The sequence below is a fragment of the Thalassotalea eurytherma genome (genome assembly GCF_030161415.1).
GTDB classification, from domain to species: domain Bacteria; phylum Pseudomonadota; class Gammaproteobacteria; order Enterobacterales; family Alteromonadaceae; genus Thalassotalea_G; species Thalassotalea_G eurytherma.
In genome coordinates this window covers 68,541-82,072 of the sequence record NZ_BSSU01000010.1, presented here as the reverse complement: position 1 = coordinate 82,072, position 13,532 = coordinate 68,541, and the positions used below count along the sequence as shown (strand labels likewise).

13 protein-coding genes are annotated in these 13,532 nt (G+C 39.9%); 8 read left to right on the top strand and 5 right to left on the bottom strand.

What is annotated here, in order from left to right; translation table 11 throughout:
* Positions 1–324 precede the first annotated feature (324 nt).
* On the top strand, positions 325–1,275 hold the full coding sequence (gene lhpI, locus QQK02_RS10765; RefSeq protein WP_284208026.1) for a bifunctional Delta(1)-pyrroline-2-carboxylate/Delta(1)-piperideine-2-carboxylate reductase: 951 nt from the start codon (positions 325–327) through the stop codon (positions 1,273–1,275).
* The gene (locus QQK02_RS10760) at positions 1,272–2,573 is read left to right on the top strand and encodes an aminopeptidase P family protein (RefSeq protein ID WP_284208025.1); all 1,302 of its coding nucleotides are present in this window, start codon (positions 1,272–1,274) and stop codon (positions 2,571–2,573) included. The genes lhpI and QQK02_RS10760 overlap by 4 nt, the downstream gene beginning before the upstream one ends.
* 169 nt (positions 2,574–2,742) lie before the next feature.
* Here the strand turns inward: QQK02_RS10760 and pepQ are convergent, their stop codons facing one another.
* Complete coding sequence (gene pepQ, locus QQK02_RS10755) at positions 2,743–4,056, bottom strand: Xaa-Pro dipeptidase (protein WP_284208024.1); 1,314 nt, start codon at positions 4,054–4,056, stop codon at positions 2,743–2,745.
* A gap of 11 nt (positions 4,057–4,067) precedes the next feature.
* Positions 4,068–5,309, bottom strand: coding sequence for an NAD(P)/FAD-dependent oxidoreductase (locus QQK02_RS10750; protein ID WP_284208023.1), 1,242 nt, complete (start codon positions 5,307–5,309; stop codon positions 4,068–4,070).
* Between the two features lie 169 nt (positions 5,310–5,478).
* On the opposite strand from QQK02_RS10750, the gene QQK02_RS10745 reads away from it, so the two are divergent.
* The 4 genes from QQK02_RS10745 (at position 5,479) to QQK02_RS10730 (ending at position 9,649) form a co-directional block, all read left to right on the top strand.
* Complete coding sequence (locus QQK02_RS10745; RefSeq protein ID WP_284208022.1) at positions 5,479–6,396, top strand: dihydrodipicolinate synthase family protein; 918 nt, start codon at positions 5,479–5,481, stop codon at positions 6,394–6,396.
* A 2-nt stretch (positions 6,397–6,398) separates the two neighbouring features.
* Positions 6,399–7,400 (top strand): 4-hydroxyproline epimerase, encoded by a 1,002-nt coding sequence (locus QQK02_RS10740; protein WP_284208021.1) that lies wholly within the window; start codon positions 6,399–6,401, stop codon positions 7,398–7,400.
* Positions 7,401–7,415: 15 nt separating this feature from the next.
* Positions 7,416–8,900 carry an aldehyde dehydrogenase (NADP(+)) gene (locus QQK02_RS10735; protein ID WP_284208020.1) on the top strand — a complete coding sequence of 495 codons (1,485 nt, stop codon included), beginning with the start codon at positions 7,416–7,418 and terminating at the stop codon, positions 8,898–8,900.
* A gap of 95 nt (positions 8,901–8,995) precedes the next feature.
* Positions 8,996–9,649 (top strand): GntR family transcriptional regulator, encoded by a 654-nt coding sequence (locus QQK02_RS10730; protein ID WP_284208019.1) that lies wholly within the window; start codon positions 8,996–8,998, stop codon positions 9,647–9,649.
* 107 nt (positions 9,650–9,756) lie between these two features.
* On the opposite strand, the gene smpB is transcribed toward QQK02_RS10730, so the two are convergent.
* Complete coding sequence (gene smpB / locus QQK02_RS10725) at positions 9,757–10,245, bottom strand: SsrA-binding protein SmpB (RefSeq protein ID WP_284208018.1); 489 nt, start codon at positions 10,243–10,245, stop codon at positions 9,757–9,759.
* A gap of 127 nt (positions 10,246–10,372) precedes the next feature.
* Here smpB and QQK02_RS10720 point away from each other — a divergent pair, with 127 nt between their 5' ends.
* A complete protein-coding gene (locus QQK02_RS10720) occupies positions 10,373–10,804 on the top strand; it encodes a type II toxin-antitoxin system RatA family toxin (protein WP_284208017.1) in 432 nt (143 codons plus the stop codon).
* A 1-nt stretch (position 10,805) separates the two neighbouring features.
* The gene (locus QQK02_RS10715; RefSeq protein ID WP_284208016.1) at positions 10,806–11,159 is read left to right on the top strand and encodes an RnfH family protein; all 354 of its coding nucleotides are present in this window, start codon (positions 10,806–10,808) and stop codon (positions 11,157–11,159) included.
* An 82-nt stretch (positions 11,160–11,241) separates the two neighbouring features.
* On the opposite strand, the gene QQK02_RS10710 is transcribed toward QQK02_RS10715, so the two are convergent.
* Positions 11,242–11,595 carry an outer membrane protein assembly factor BamE gene (locus QQK02_RS10710; RefSeq protein ID WP_284208015.1) on the bottom strand — a complete coding sequence of 118 codons (354 nt, stop codon included), beginning with the start codon at positions 11,593–11,595 and terminating at the stop codon, positions 11,242–11,244.
* A gap of 158 nt (positions 11,596–11,753) precedes the next feature.
* Complete coding sequence (gene recN / locus QQK02_RS10705) at positions 11,754–13,418, bottom strand: DNA repair protein RecN (protein WP_284208014.1); 1,665 nt, start codon at positions 13,416–13,418, stop codon at positions 11,754–11,756.
* Positions 13,419–13,532: the final 114 nt, after the last annotated feature.

The following is a 13,532-nucleotide window of genomic DNA, read 5'->3' as shown; positions in this document are numbered from 1 at the left end:
ACCAACTTAAAGAGCTACTTACAGTGCCTTGATCACTTTTTTATCAAAAATCGATCACGAAAAAATCGGTGTACGGACTTAAAATTACTGATTGACATCCTGGTATATTGTATACAATACTTTGTTTTCTTAAATAGCTCATCTAATTTTTAAAAAGAAATAGATAATTTTTGGCATACGTTTCGATTCAAATAATCAACGCGATCAAGACCAAATAACATCTTTGTGAATGCTGGTCTCATAGTAGCTTCACAGACAACAACGACTAGCTTTCAAACTAATTGACGTGTGTTAAGTACAAGCAAGTGACAATAAATTATGACAATGACATTTATAACTGCGGAACAAATAAATCAGATAACAAAACCGCATCAGCTTATTGATAAATTACAAAATGCCTTTGCAAGCGATATAGAGACGCCACTTCGTCAGCATTATGATATCCCCAATCCAGACAGCAGCCGTGAAACAACATTACTGATGATGCCTTCTTGGCAAGTTGGAAAAGACATCGGTGTAAAACTCGTCAGTGTTGTGCCAGAAAGTTATAAATACAAATTACCGTCGATAAAAGGTGTCTATGTATTAATTGACGCTAAAACCGGGCAAGTTAAAGCTATGCTAGATGCGCCTTCATTAACGGCAAAACGAACGGCTGCAGCGTCGGCGCTCGCGAGTCGCTTTCTCTCTGATCCTAATAGCAAGTCATTGTTAATGATTGGTACAGGCACCTTATCGAGCGAGCTTATCGAAGCACATTGTGCTGTTCGGCCTATTAAGCAAGTTTATGTTTGGGGACGTAACCACGAAAAAGCCCATCAAATCGTAAAAAGAACAGCTCATTTATCGGTAAATGTTGAGGCGGTCAGTAACTTAGATGATGCCATTGGCAAGGTTGATATTATCTCTTGCGCCACCATGAGTATTACGCCGTTGATCAAAGGATCGTTGCTTAAACCTGGGCAGCATCTTGATATGGTTGGCGCTTATCGCCCTGATATGCGAGAAGCTGATGACCAATGTTTATTAAGAAGCAGAATAGTTGTTGATAACTATCAAGGCGCTCTTAAAGAAACCGGTGATCTAGCTATCCCATTAAAAAATAACGTGATAAAAAAAGAAAAAATAGAAGCGGATCTTTTTGAATTATGTCGCGAGCAAAAGCATTTTGAACGCAATAATAGCGATATTACTTTCTTTAAATCTGTGGGCCATGCACTTGAAGATCTTGCTGCAGCACAATTGATCGTCGAAAAATTAAGGGAGTCTGCATGAGTATTTATCAACAACGTCGTAATGACTTACTTTCCTCAATCGAGCAAGACTCGGTGGTTATTTTAGTTGGCAATACTGAAAAGGTGAGAAATAAGAATATTCTTTTCCCGTTTCGACAGGACCATGATTTTTATTACCTAACTGGGTATGCCGAACCAGATGCCGTTGCCATTTTGCGACCTAATTGTGACAAGCCATTTGTCATATTTAACCAACCGAAAGATGATTTCCAAGAAGTATGGTTTGCGGCTAGAACAGGGCAGCAAGGTGCAATTGAACAATACGATGCTGACGAGGCATTTGAAATTGCTTTGTTTAATGAAAAAATTCATCAACTATTAGGCAATAGAAAGCATATTTATATATCAGATGAGTTAGGGCGTTTTCATAACCAAGTTTTCCAATGGTTAGATGGTCAACGAAAGGGGGCTAAATTTGACGAGATTAAAATATTCAAGCAGTTACACAGTGTATTATCTTTTATCCATCAAAAACGCAGAGTTAAAGACCCGCATGAATTAGCGCTAATTAAGCAAGCGGTTGGTGCTTCAGTTAGTGCTCACCAACAAGTTATGAAAGCAACTCAGTCTGGGATCACTGAGCATGAATTAGCGGCCATATTTAATCAGCATGCGAGTAAATTTGGCTGTCAGGATGTTGGCTACCCATCAATCGTTGCAACGGGGAACAATGCTTGCTGTCTGCATTACTCACAAAATACCGCAACACTCAAACCGGGGGAAATGCTGTTGATCGATGCGGGGGCTGACTATCAATATTACACCGCCGATATCACGAGAACATATCCTGTTAGTGGTAAATTTAGTGGCGCGCAACGCGACATATATCAATTGGTGCTTAACGCGTTAGATAGCGCGATTGAAACAGTAAAGCCTGGTGGTAACTGGCATGACATTTACCCGACTGCCATGAAGGAATTAGCCATAGGCCTTCACGATTTAAAAATTCTAAATGCCAGTGTTGACGAAATAATTGAAAAACAACTTCACCAACAATTTTCACTTCATAAAACTGGGCACTGGTTAGGCATGGACGTTCATGACGTTGGCAGTTATCACCAAAGTGATGGTCAGGGTATTCGCCTAGTGCCCAATATGGTTTTTACTATAGAGCCAGGCTTATATTTCCCAAGCCATTGTGAATTAGTTGATCCAAAATTTAGAGGGATGGGCATTCGTTTAGAAGACGATATTTTAGTTACCGATACTGGATATGAAAATTTATCAGTTGAATTGCCTCGGACAATTTCAGATGTTGAAGAATTCATGCGTGACTAAGCACCTAAGATCTTCCCGTGAGCAGAACAAGGACGTTGCGCTCTTTCATAGCAATAAGAAAATACCATGAAGAAACTCGTTGGCTCGATACTTTAGTTGTTCAATAGGGGGTAAAAATATTTATTGAAAGTGAAACGGCCAACAAGTTTTGATTGTTGGCCGCCAAGATTTAGCCTAATTTATCGAAAGCATTTTGGCTTAAGTTTTCAATCTTGCCGTTGTGCAGGGCAATACTGTCTTCCATTCTAAAACCACCAAAAACTTTGAGCTTATTGATTTTTTGCCAATTGAAATCTGGATTGCTTTGATGTTGAGCAAGTAACATATCGATGAAGTAAATGCCCGGCTCTACGGTAAATACAATGCGATCTTCCATCGGGCGGTTTAATCGCAAAAATGGATAACGCTCATCCCTAGCTAGCTCTTCATCGCCTTCTTCAGCTAAGTACCCACCAATATCATGAACTTGTAATCCGATATAATGACCAACACCACATGGGAAAAATACTCTACTGTACCCTTTTTGATAAGCATCTTCGGCTGAGCAGTTAACTAAACCAAACTCACTCAACAAGTGCGCGATGCGTTGATGTGATGAGTCGTGAAACTCAAGGTACGATTTACCTAACGCTATTTCACTAAGCAGTTCACTATATTGGTGCTGATAGGCTTTATACATGTCATTGAACTCATGGCTCTTATAATTATTGCTAACATAGGTTCTACTAATGTCAGCGTGGTAGCCTAAGTAACTTGCACCAGCATCAATAAGAAATGATTTATGTTGGGCAGGAGCGGTTGTTTGGTAATGATCATAATGCAAAATTGCACCATTTTCGTTGAGTGCAATGATGTTGTTATAGGGGAGTTGGCTTTCTCTAATGTTGATGGCAGCTAAGTATGCATGATGGATCTCAAGTTCAGATGCCCCGGCGAAAAATGCTTGTTTGGCTGCAAGGTGTGCTTTGGCTGCATATTCATTAGCAATACGCATGTTATGAATTTCATAATCTGATTTGTATGCACGTTGGTAGTTTACATAATCAAGCAATCGTTTAGGGTTTAACTGGTTTATTCCTATTGATAAAGCCGTTTCATGCTCTTCACCAATAAACGCACAAGATGCTAATTTACTACTAAGTGACTTTTTAACGTCGTTGACGTCAGCAATTATCGAGAGTTCAAAGTGCTCTTGCCACTCGCCTGCAGGTACTTTAGGTTGTGCATGCCAATAGTCGCTCACTTGAAATAGAAATAAATGTGGCTTATAACCCGGCTCAAAAAAGATAAAGCTTTTCACCTGATCAGTAAGCGGTAACCAATATTTAAAGTAGGGATTGATATTAAATCGCTGACCATTGTCATCTTTAAATGGATATTTTTGCTCCCCTGAATAAATCAATACACTGTTAGCTTCGCTACGAGCAAGCGCTTGTGTGAAAATACTGCATAAGGAATCAAGGTGTGTTTTATACAATGTCATGTGTTTGTCTCTTAATTAAATCGGCTAATACAAAAAGGAGCCAAGTCTATTGTTGTTCTCTGTCCAGACATTTGCTCAGCTATTAATTTGCCGGTAATCGCCCCATGGGTCAGTCCCAAGTGATGATGGCCAAAGGCAAAAAATACCGATGAATGCCTAGGTGCCTGTCCAATAACGGGCAGTGAATCTGGTAAAGATGGACGAAAACCCATCCATGGCTCACTGATCTTCGCATCTGGTAAACTTCTTAACGTGCTTTTTGCATGCGGTAACAATATATCGGCACGTTGGTTATTTAATGGCGCATCAAGGCCTGCAAACTCTACCGTGCCTGCTAATCTCAACCCATTACTCATTGGAGTCATGATAAATTTTCGTTCTGCTGACGCAATAGGGCGAGTAATCATATCGGCTTGTTCAACCATAAGGTGATAGCCTCGCTCGGTATCTAGTGGTACAAAGTAGCCAAGCTGATGTGCAAGTTTCTTTGACCACGCGCCAGTTGCAACCACAATTTTATCAAAATGATAAGAATGCATTTCACCCGTTAATAATACCGCATCTTGGGTATTGATATCCTCGATCTGATCAATAATTATCTGGCCTCCACCGGCTAAAAACTGTTCTGCTAAGCTAACGCAAAGTTGCTCAGGATCGGCGGTATGTCCACCTAGGTTAAATAAAAAAGCCGAGGTGACGTTTTCTGATAAATTGGGTTCGATGGCTAAAATTTGTTCTTTCGATAGCCAACTAACGTCAACGCCTTCATCTAAGTACTTATTGAGTAATGTTTCTATTTGCTCATCAGGTGTAGATTCAAAGGTTAAAATACTACCTTGCAATGTAATTAAATTGTCTAGTTCAAACGGGGCTAATAACTCTTCAAAGGCACAGAGTGCATGCTTGTTTAACTCTTTAAGCTTTAACTTACTATGAGTAAATGGCCTCTTTCTCATTTGCCAAACAAACCGTAAAAACCATGGCAACGCTTTAAGGAAGTAACTCGGCTTTATACGAAACGGCCCTAGTGGATCGAGCAACATTTTTGGCAAGTTCGCGAGCAATGCTTTATCTGCTAAAGGAAATATTTGCTCCGTCGCAAAATGGCCAGCGTTGCCTTGGGAGCATTCTTTGGCAATGCCTTTGGCATCAATAATCGAGACATCATAGCCAATACGTTGCAAATACAATGCAGTGCACACTCCAATGATCCCGCCACCAATGATCCCTACTTGAGTTTGTGTCTTAGGCATAGTGATTCACTTAACTTGGTCGCTATAAAAAGCTTTAAGCACTAATAATGACGTGTCATGCAATGTTTCAAATTTCATATATTAATGCCTTGTTAAATTTATTGTTGAATATTGTATACAATATACCTATGATAGCAAGCAAATGATAACTAATTATGGAGTTGACCACATGTCAATTAACTGGAAAGGTGTATACCCAGCCGTTACCACACAATTTAATGATGACTTTTCGATAAACTACGAAACCACACAACAGATGCTTGATAACCTAATAAAAGAAGGTGTTCATGGCATTATTGTTAACGGTACTGTTGGTGAAAACTGCTCTTTGCGTCATGACGAAAAACGTAAAGTGATGGCTGCAGCTAAAGAAGTTGTTGCTGGACGGGTGCCTGTATTATCAGGTGTGGCTGAAACAACGACCCAATTTGCTATTGAATATAGTCAAGATACAGAAAAACTCGGCATTGATGGCCTAATGGTTTTACCTGGCATGGTTTACCGCTCAACTGAGCGAGAAGCGATCCATCACTATCAGCAAGTTGCTCGCAATACAGCCTTACCGATTATGGTTTACAACAACCCAGTCACTTACGGTGTCGATGTCTCCATAGAAGGAATGAAAACGCTTTCCGAAGAGCAAAACATTGTCGCAGTTAAAGAAGCAACCGAAGATACCCGTCGAATTTCAGAGTTGTTCAGTGAGTTTGGCGACCGATATACCGTATTTGGTGGTGTTGATGACATTGCATTAGAAAGCTTAATGCTAGGTGCAACCGGGTGGATATCAGGTTTGACTAATGTTTTCCCAAGAGAATCAGTGGCAATTTATAAACTTGCTGAACAGGGTCGTTACCAAGAGGCGGTAGAAATTTGGCGATGGTTCTTACCACTATTAAGATTGGATACCATTCCTACATTAGTACAATGCATTAAGTATTCAGAGTTTTTAGCTGGCCGTGGTTCTGAGCTAACTCGCGCGCCACGCTTAAGTTTGCCAGAAGATGAGAAGCAATACGTTAAATCGTTATTTGATACTGCAATGGCAAACCGTATTGACTTGGCGAAGTTTAATTTAACGGAGTAGTTATGCAAAAAGGCACCTTCTATTGTATTGATGCTCACACTTGTGGCAACCCAGTCAGACTAGTGACCAGTGGTCACCCTTCGCTAGTTGGCAATACCATGAGTGAGCGTCGGCAAGATTTTCTTACCCACCATGACTGGATTAGACAGTCACTAATGTTTGAGCCTCGTGGGCACGATATGATGTCGGGTGCTTTTTTATATCCCCCGATTAACATAGAAAATGATGCAGCAATATTATTTATTGAAACATCAGGCTGCTTACCAATGTGTGGTCATGGCACTATAGGTACAATTACCGCAGGTTTAGAAGCCGGGCTTATACAACCTAAAACGCCAGGTAAGCTTAACATTGAAGTGCCTGCCGGTGATATTGTTGTTGATTACCATATGGCTAACAAAAAAGTTGAATGGGTCAAAATCTATAATATTGCGTCTTACCTGGCCCATCAAAATATTAGACTTGAAGTGCCGGGTTTAGGCGAGCTTTTTGTTGATGTGGCCTACGGTGGAAATTTCTATATTATCGTGGAGCCTCAAAATAACTTTCCCGGTATCGAGCACTGGCAAGCAGAAGATGTTTTGCGTTTTAGCCCGCTTGTTCGAGATCTCGTTAATCAGCAAGTTGATTGCATTCACCCTGAAGATAGCTCTGTTTCTGGCGCGTCTCACCTGTTGTGGACAGGTACACCAAAAGATAAATCGGCTGATGCTGCCAATGCAGTATTTTACGGTGATAAGGCAATAGATCGTTCGCCTTGTGGCACCGGCACGAGTGCCCGTATGGCACAGCTATTTGCCAAAGGTCAGCTAACGGTTGGTCAAGAGTTTATTCACGAAAGCTTTATTGGCAGCCAATTTGTTGGTTGTGTTGAGCAAGTTTGTCAACTTGGTGAGTACACGGCAATCATGCCAAGTATAAAAGGTTGGGCCAAGGTGTTTGGCAGTAATTGTATAACTGTTGATACAGATGATCCGTATCACGCAGGGTTTCAGGTTATCTAATTTTTAGGTGAAAGTATGAATATCACAGGTAAAAGTTTAATTAATGGTGTTTGGCAGGTAGATGAAGACGTGCAAAGCTTTCAGGCCTTTATTCCAGCGCAAAATAAGTATGCAGATACGCTGTTTTACGAAGCAAGTGAGCAACTCGTAAAAGCGTCTGCGTTTGTCGCAAAACAGGCCTTTAAAAAATACAGAACAACGAGTGAACAACAGCGAGCAGCGTTGTTAAATGCTATTGCTGATCAAATTTTGGCGTTGGGTGATATGTTAATTGATGTGACCATGCAAGAAACAGGACTGCCAGAGCAACGCCTACAAGGTGAGCGCATGCGCACGGTGAATCAATTACGTTTCTTTGCTAATGACTTAATCAACACTCCCCCTCAAGTTAAAGTAGAGGCAGCTCAACCGGATCGCCAACCGCTACCTAAACCAGCAACGAAGCTAGCACAAATCCCTGTTGGACCTGTTGCAGTTTTTGGTGCGTCGAATTTCCCTTATGCATTTTCTGTATTAGGTGGCGATACGGCGTCGGCTCTTGCTGCGGGTTGCAGTGTGATTGTTAAAGGCCACCCAGCTCACCCAGCAACAAGTGAGTTGATGGCACAAGCAATGTTAAAAGCCATAAAGTCAACCGGTATGCCTCTTGGTGTGTTTTCCTTGATACAAGCATCTCATCCGCAAACAAGTCATGCGTTAGTGCAGCAGTCTGAAGTTAAAGCCGTTGGTTTTACAGGATCGTTTAATGTCGCTCAAGCATTACAACAAAGCATTTTTAAACGTGCTGAAGCTATTCCTTTGTATGGAGAGTTAGGCAGTGTAAACCCACAAGTTATTTTACCAAGGTTAATGGAAAATGACGGCCAAACCTTAGCAACAAACTTTGTTAACTCATTAATGATGGGACAAGGACAGTTTTGCACAAGCCCGGGCGTATGGCTAATCCCTAAAGGCAGCGACCAATTTCTAGCAAAAGTAGAGCAAGTGCTTGCTGAGCAAGCAAGTGCTCCGCTGTTAACGCCAGGTATTTTAGCAAGTTACCAAAAAGCGACTCAGACAATTAGTGAACTAAACGGCATAAGTTTAGTGGCTAAGAATGCACCGTTAGAGCCGTTTCACCCTCAAGCGCAAGTATTAGCAACAACCGCCAAACATTTTGTTGAAGAGCCTATTTTACAGGAGGAAGTGTTTGGGCCCTTCGCTCTCGTGATTGAATATCATGACATCGATGAACTTGTCTGGTTGGTTGAACAGTTTTCTGGACAACTAACCGCGTCAATTCATGGTGTTGTCTCTGAAATAGATGCAAATCATGAACTCACGGAACAGCTGAGTTACAAAGTGGGACGATTGATTTTCAACCAAATGCCTACAGGTGTAGAGGTTTGTGAAACCATGAATCATGGCGGGCCATTCCCTTCATCGACTGATGTGCGTTCAACCTCTGTTGGTATTCAAGCAAAGCAACGCTTCTTAAGGCCTATTTGCTATCAAAGCTAGTTTCTCCGGTAAAGTGTGCAGGGACGCAAACTTTATTGGTAACTCAAATCTGAAGTGCTTATAATCGTATACAAAATGCAATATAGAGAAAATGAATGGCGATTGTACACAAAACGAGAACTCAACTCGTTGTTGAAGCACTAAGAAATAAAATTCTATCCGGTGAAATAGCCGCCGGTGAAGCATTAAGGCAGGCCGCGTTGGCTGAAGAGCTTAATGTTTCGCGTATTCCTGTGCGTGAAGCCTTGTTGCAGTTAGAGGCAGAAGGTCTTGTTAACTTTGAACCACATAAAGGCGCAACAACGACTGAGTTATCTGTCGATCAAGTTGATGAAATCTTTGAATTAAGGGCTTTACTTGAATGTGAGCTTCTCAAGTACTCAATGGATAAGTTGACTAAAGAAGATATTGCTGAAGCCGAAGCGTTAATACAACAAATGGAAGAAGCTTCAGGGCATGCGGGCAATTCACAAGGTGAGCTAAATTACCGTTTTCATAATATTTTGTATTGTCGTGCAAATCGTCCACACACAGCTGAATTAGCTGATGCCTTGATTAAGAATTCGTTAAGGTACGTGCGCATGCATTTATTGTTGGCAGGCGGTGAAAGTACAGCGCAAGATGAGCATAAAAAGTTGCTACAACTATGCATCGCTAACAAGAGTGAGGAAGCATTAGCGTTTTTACGAAGTCATATTATTAATGCAAAAGATGATATTAAAAAGCTGCTTAGAGACAATGACTATTAAACGTGTATAACAAGCGCTACTGGTTGTGCTGGTTCATATTCGTTGTGAAAAAAATTAAATACTATTTGATAACAGCGTAAAGAAAAGTAAGTCGAACTGAGTTCGACTTACTTTTCTAGATTCTTATTTTTCATGATTCGGCCTTTATCAATAGCCCATTCACGGTTTTTCTCATCAGCACGCTTATCATGGGTTTTCTTACCTTTACCCAAATAAAATTCAAGCTTGACCCAGCATTGCTTCCAGTACATTGCTGTAGCAATAAGTGAATAGCCTTCTCGTTCGACAGCACCCACTAGACGATCTAGTTCTCGGCGATTAAGTAACAACTTACGTGGGCGAGTAGGATCACAGACGACGTGAGTAGATGCCATATTTAACGGCATAATTTCAGCACCAACTAAATAAGCTTCTCTATCTTTAATGTGAACGTAGCAATCTGAGATGTTAACTTTGCCGTCTCGAATACTTTTAATTTCCCAGCCTTGTAAACTCATTCCTGCTTCAAATTTATCTGTCAGGTTATAGTTGTGGCGAGCTTTTTTATTGAGCGCAATAGTATTGCTATTTGATTGTTTTGATTTTTTCTTTGCCATAATGGCGCCATTATACTGTTAAATTTTTTCAATGAAATCACTAATTACGATTTAGAAATAACTTTTCACATAATGCGCTTTGGTTTTGGCTTTGATATCATTATTAATCTTGTTAATAGGAGTAGAAATGCCAACAATTAATCGCAGTGCGTTAGTAATGCACAGTGTCGACCAAATGTTTACATTAATTAATGACGTCTTGAATTATCCATTGTTTGTGCCTGATTGTGCGGACAGCAAGATTATCCAGCAAGACGAACACTCAATGACTGCGTCATTATTGGTTTCCAAAGGCGGAGTAAAGAAGTGGTTTACTACCCAAAACACTTATAAAACAGCGAATAAAGTGACTTTAGAACTTGTTGATGGTCCATTTAAATATTTGAAAGGTGCTTGGCACCTAACGCCTCTATCTGAAGATGCTTGCAAAATTGACTTTGAAATAGACTATGAATTTTCTAGCAAAGTGTTGGATTTTGCTTTTGGTAAAGTATTTTCTCAATTAACAAATAATATGGTGAAGTCATTCACTGAACGTGCAAAAGAGGTTTATAGCTAACGTGGAACAAGAAACAATACAAGTTGAAGTTGTTTATGGTACGCCTAACAAACAAGAGCTACTAACCGTAACATTAGATGATGGCATTGATGTTGAGCAAGCGATTACACAATCTGGCATTTTATCGATTTTCCCTGAGATTGATTTGAAGATTAATAAAGTAGGTATCTGGAATCGTGCCGTTAAACTCAATGACATCGTTAGCGATTTAGATCGTATAGAAATCTATCGTCCCTTGATAGCTGATCCAAAAGAAGTGCGTAAACGCAGAGCCGAACAAGCAAAGGCAGATGGCAGAGCTGACAAGGTAACTGGTGGCCGTGTAAATCCATTGCGTGGTGGCAATAAAAGCTAATTATAGCGTGAGATTTTACCCGCGTATAAATAAAAAAACGACGCTATTGCGTCGTTTTTTATTACGTTAACTTTAGCTAAACCTATTCGTCATTTTCCATAGGCGTATAAAAGGATTCAGGTAAGGTGAAATCACCTTCAGCTGTTTTTAGTTTATTGTCTTCAAACGTGACAATAAACTTCTTTTTAAAATCTAACTTTTTGTCTTTTCCTGAATTAAATTCATAGACATAATGCCAAACATCAGGCTTAAACGTATCAACAATTACCGGGCTACCCAGAACAAATTTTACTTGTTCTTTTGTCATTCCAACTTGTAATTGGTCGATAGCTTTTTGCTCTAGATAGTTACCTTGTGGGATGTCAATTCGATAAATCCAATTTGAACAGGCACTTAACGAAAGAGAAAGTGCAATAATAGATACTCGTAACAGCATGAATATTTCTTATCCTTTATTATTTAGCTTGGCATCATACCCAAGCGCGCTGTTTGATACAAAACTTTTTTTAACGTAAATCTATGCTGATGCTTACCTAGTGAGTTTTTTATTACATACTTAACAAGTGCAGCAGGAAATATCTGATTAAAATTCAGTTAACTTGCGAGCAACTCGCTTGCATTAGCCAAGCTGTGCTCTGAAATTTTGTCGCCTGCAAGCAGTCGAGCAATTTCTTTGACTCTAGCTTGCTCGCTTAGTTCAGTGACCGTTGTTTCTGTATGCTCGCCATCTGTTAATTTTGCGACGAAATACTGTTGATGTCCTTTACATGCAACTTGCGGTAAATGCGTTACACAAATCACTTGTGTTGTTTTAGCAAGTTGCTTGAGCTTATCACCCACCATTGAAGCTGTAGGACCACTAATACCCACGTCTACTTCATCAAAAATAAGAGCAGGGGAAGTAACCTTGTCAGCTAAAATAACCTGCATGGCTAAACTAATTCTTGATAACTCACCACCTGACGCGACTTTATGCATTGCTTCTAATGCTTGCCCTGGGTTGATGCTCACTAAAAAAGTAATGTCGTCTAAGCCATGACTACTTAACTGTTCACCTTCTTTTGTCGATACGTGGGCTTTAAATTGGCCATGTGGCATATTTAGTTCTTGAATGCTGCTCGTAATTAATTGGCTAATTTCGCCCGCGGCTTTACTTCTTGAATCGCTTAAACGCTTCGCTGCTTCAAGGTAGTCTATTTTGGTTTTATCAAGTTCAACAAATATTTGTTCTTGTCGAGAATCATCACCTGAGATATTCGCCAAAGCTTGCAATAATTCCTGATGCTTTATATGCAAGCTTTCAGGCGAAACTTGATGCTTTCTTGCGAGGTTAATTGCATTTGAATAGCGCTCTTCTATAACTTGAAATTGTTGGGGATCTAGCTCAAGGCGTTCATGAAAATGTCTCAGATCATTACTTGCGTCTTCAAGCTGAATTAACGCGTCTTGATAAATGGTTGAAACATTTGCAAGGTCACCGTCTATATCGCTGTATTGTATCAGTCTATCAACACATTGGCGCAAGCTATCTAATATATTAAATTGTTCGTTGTCACATGCTAATTCAAGTGTTGTTAAGGTGTCTTCTAATATACTTTGCGAGTTACTAAACTTTTTATAGTCATTTTCCAGCGTTTCAAATTCACCTTCACAAATTGAAAACTCGTCTAATTCTTTAACTTGATATTGAAGCAACTGTTGTTCAGCTTCTCGCTGTGCTTGGCTAGTTTGCAAACGCTCTAATTCGTTGGTTAATTCAGCCCATTTTTTGGCGTAATAGCTAACGTCGTCTATTAGGTTTTGATGCTTTGCATAATTGTCTAGTAGTCGCCTTTGCTCCGAGGCTTTTACAATAAGTTGATGGTCATGCTGGCCATGAATATTGATCAGTAATCTGCCAAGTTCTTTTAATTGCGTTAACGGTACTGGAGAGCCATTAATATAGGCTTTAGAACGACCTTCACTTGAAATAACACGACGCAAAATACATTCATCGTCGCCCTCTAAATCATGTTGAGAAAGCCATGTATTTGCAGGTTTGTTTTTCTTAATGTCGAAGGTTGCACTTAAATCAGCTTTTTTGGTGTTAGGCCTAACAACGTTTGTTACCGCTCGATCACCAAGACATAAACCTAACGCATCAATTGCTATTGATTTACCCGCACCTGTTTCACCAGTAATCGTTGTCATACCATTACGCCAATCTAACTCTAATTGTTTAACAATGGCAAAGTTTGAGATAGTTAATTGGGTCAACATAAGATCAAATACCGAACACTAAGAATTAATATACTGATAATTTATACAGTATTTTGTTTTTTGGCAATAGTATTTGTTTAAATATTTATCGTTTTTTAAAGATGGTGATATAAG

Coding starts and splice junctions, on each gene's coding strand:
- lhpI (WP_284208026.1), top strand. CDS start 325: ATGACATTTATAACTGCGGAACAAATAAATCAGATAACAAAACCGCAT.
- QQK02_RS10760 (WP_284208025.1), top strand. CDS start 1,272: ATGAGTATTTATCAACAACGTCGTAATGACTTACTTTCCTCAATCGAG.
- pepQ (WP_284208024.1), bottom strand. CDS start 4,056: ATGACATTGTATAAAACACACCTTGATTCCTTATGCAGTATTTTCACA.
- QQK02_RS10750 (WP_284208023.1), bottom strand. CDS start 5,309: ATGCCTAAGACACAAACTCAAGTAGGGATCATTGGTGGCGGGATCATT.
- QQK02_RS10745 (WP_284208022.1), top strand. CDS start 5,479: ATGTCAATTAACTGGAAAGGTGTATACCCAGCCGTTACCACACAATTT.
- QQK02_RS10740 (WP_284208021.1), top strand. CDS start 6,399: ATGCAAAAAGGCACCTTCTATTGTATTGATGCTCACACTTGTGGCAAC.
- QQK02_RS10735 (WP_284208020.1), top strand. CDS start 7,416: ATGAATATCACAGGTAAAAGTTTAATTAATGGTGTTTGGCAGGTAGAT.
- QQK02_RS10730 (WP_284208019.1), top strand. CDS start 8,996: ATGGCGATTGTACACAAAACGAGAACTCAACTCGTTGTTGAAGCACTA.
- smpB (WP_284208018.1), bottom strand. CDS start 10,245: ATGGCAAAGAAAAAATCAAAACAATCAAATAGCAATACTATTGCGCTC.
- QQK02_RS10720 (WP_284208017.1), top strand. CDS start 10,373: ATGCCAACAATTAATCGCAGTGCGTTAGTAATGCACAGTGTCGACCAA.
- QQK02_RS10710 (WP_284208015.1), bottom strand. CDS start 11,595: ATGCTGTTACGAGTATCTATTATTGCACTTTCTCTTTCGTTAAGTGCC.
- recN (WP_284208014.1), bottom strand. CDS start 13,418: ATGTTGACCCAATTAACTATCTCAAACTTTGCCATTGTTAAACAATTA.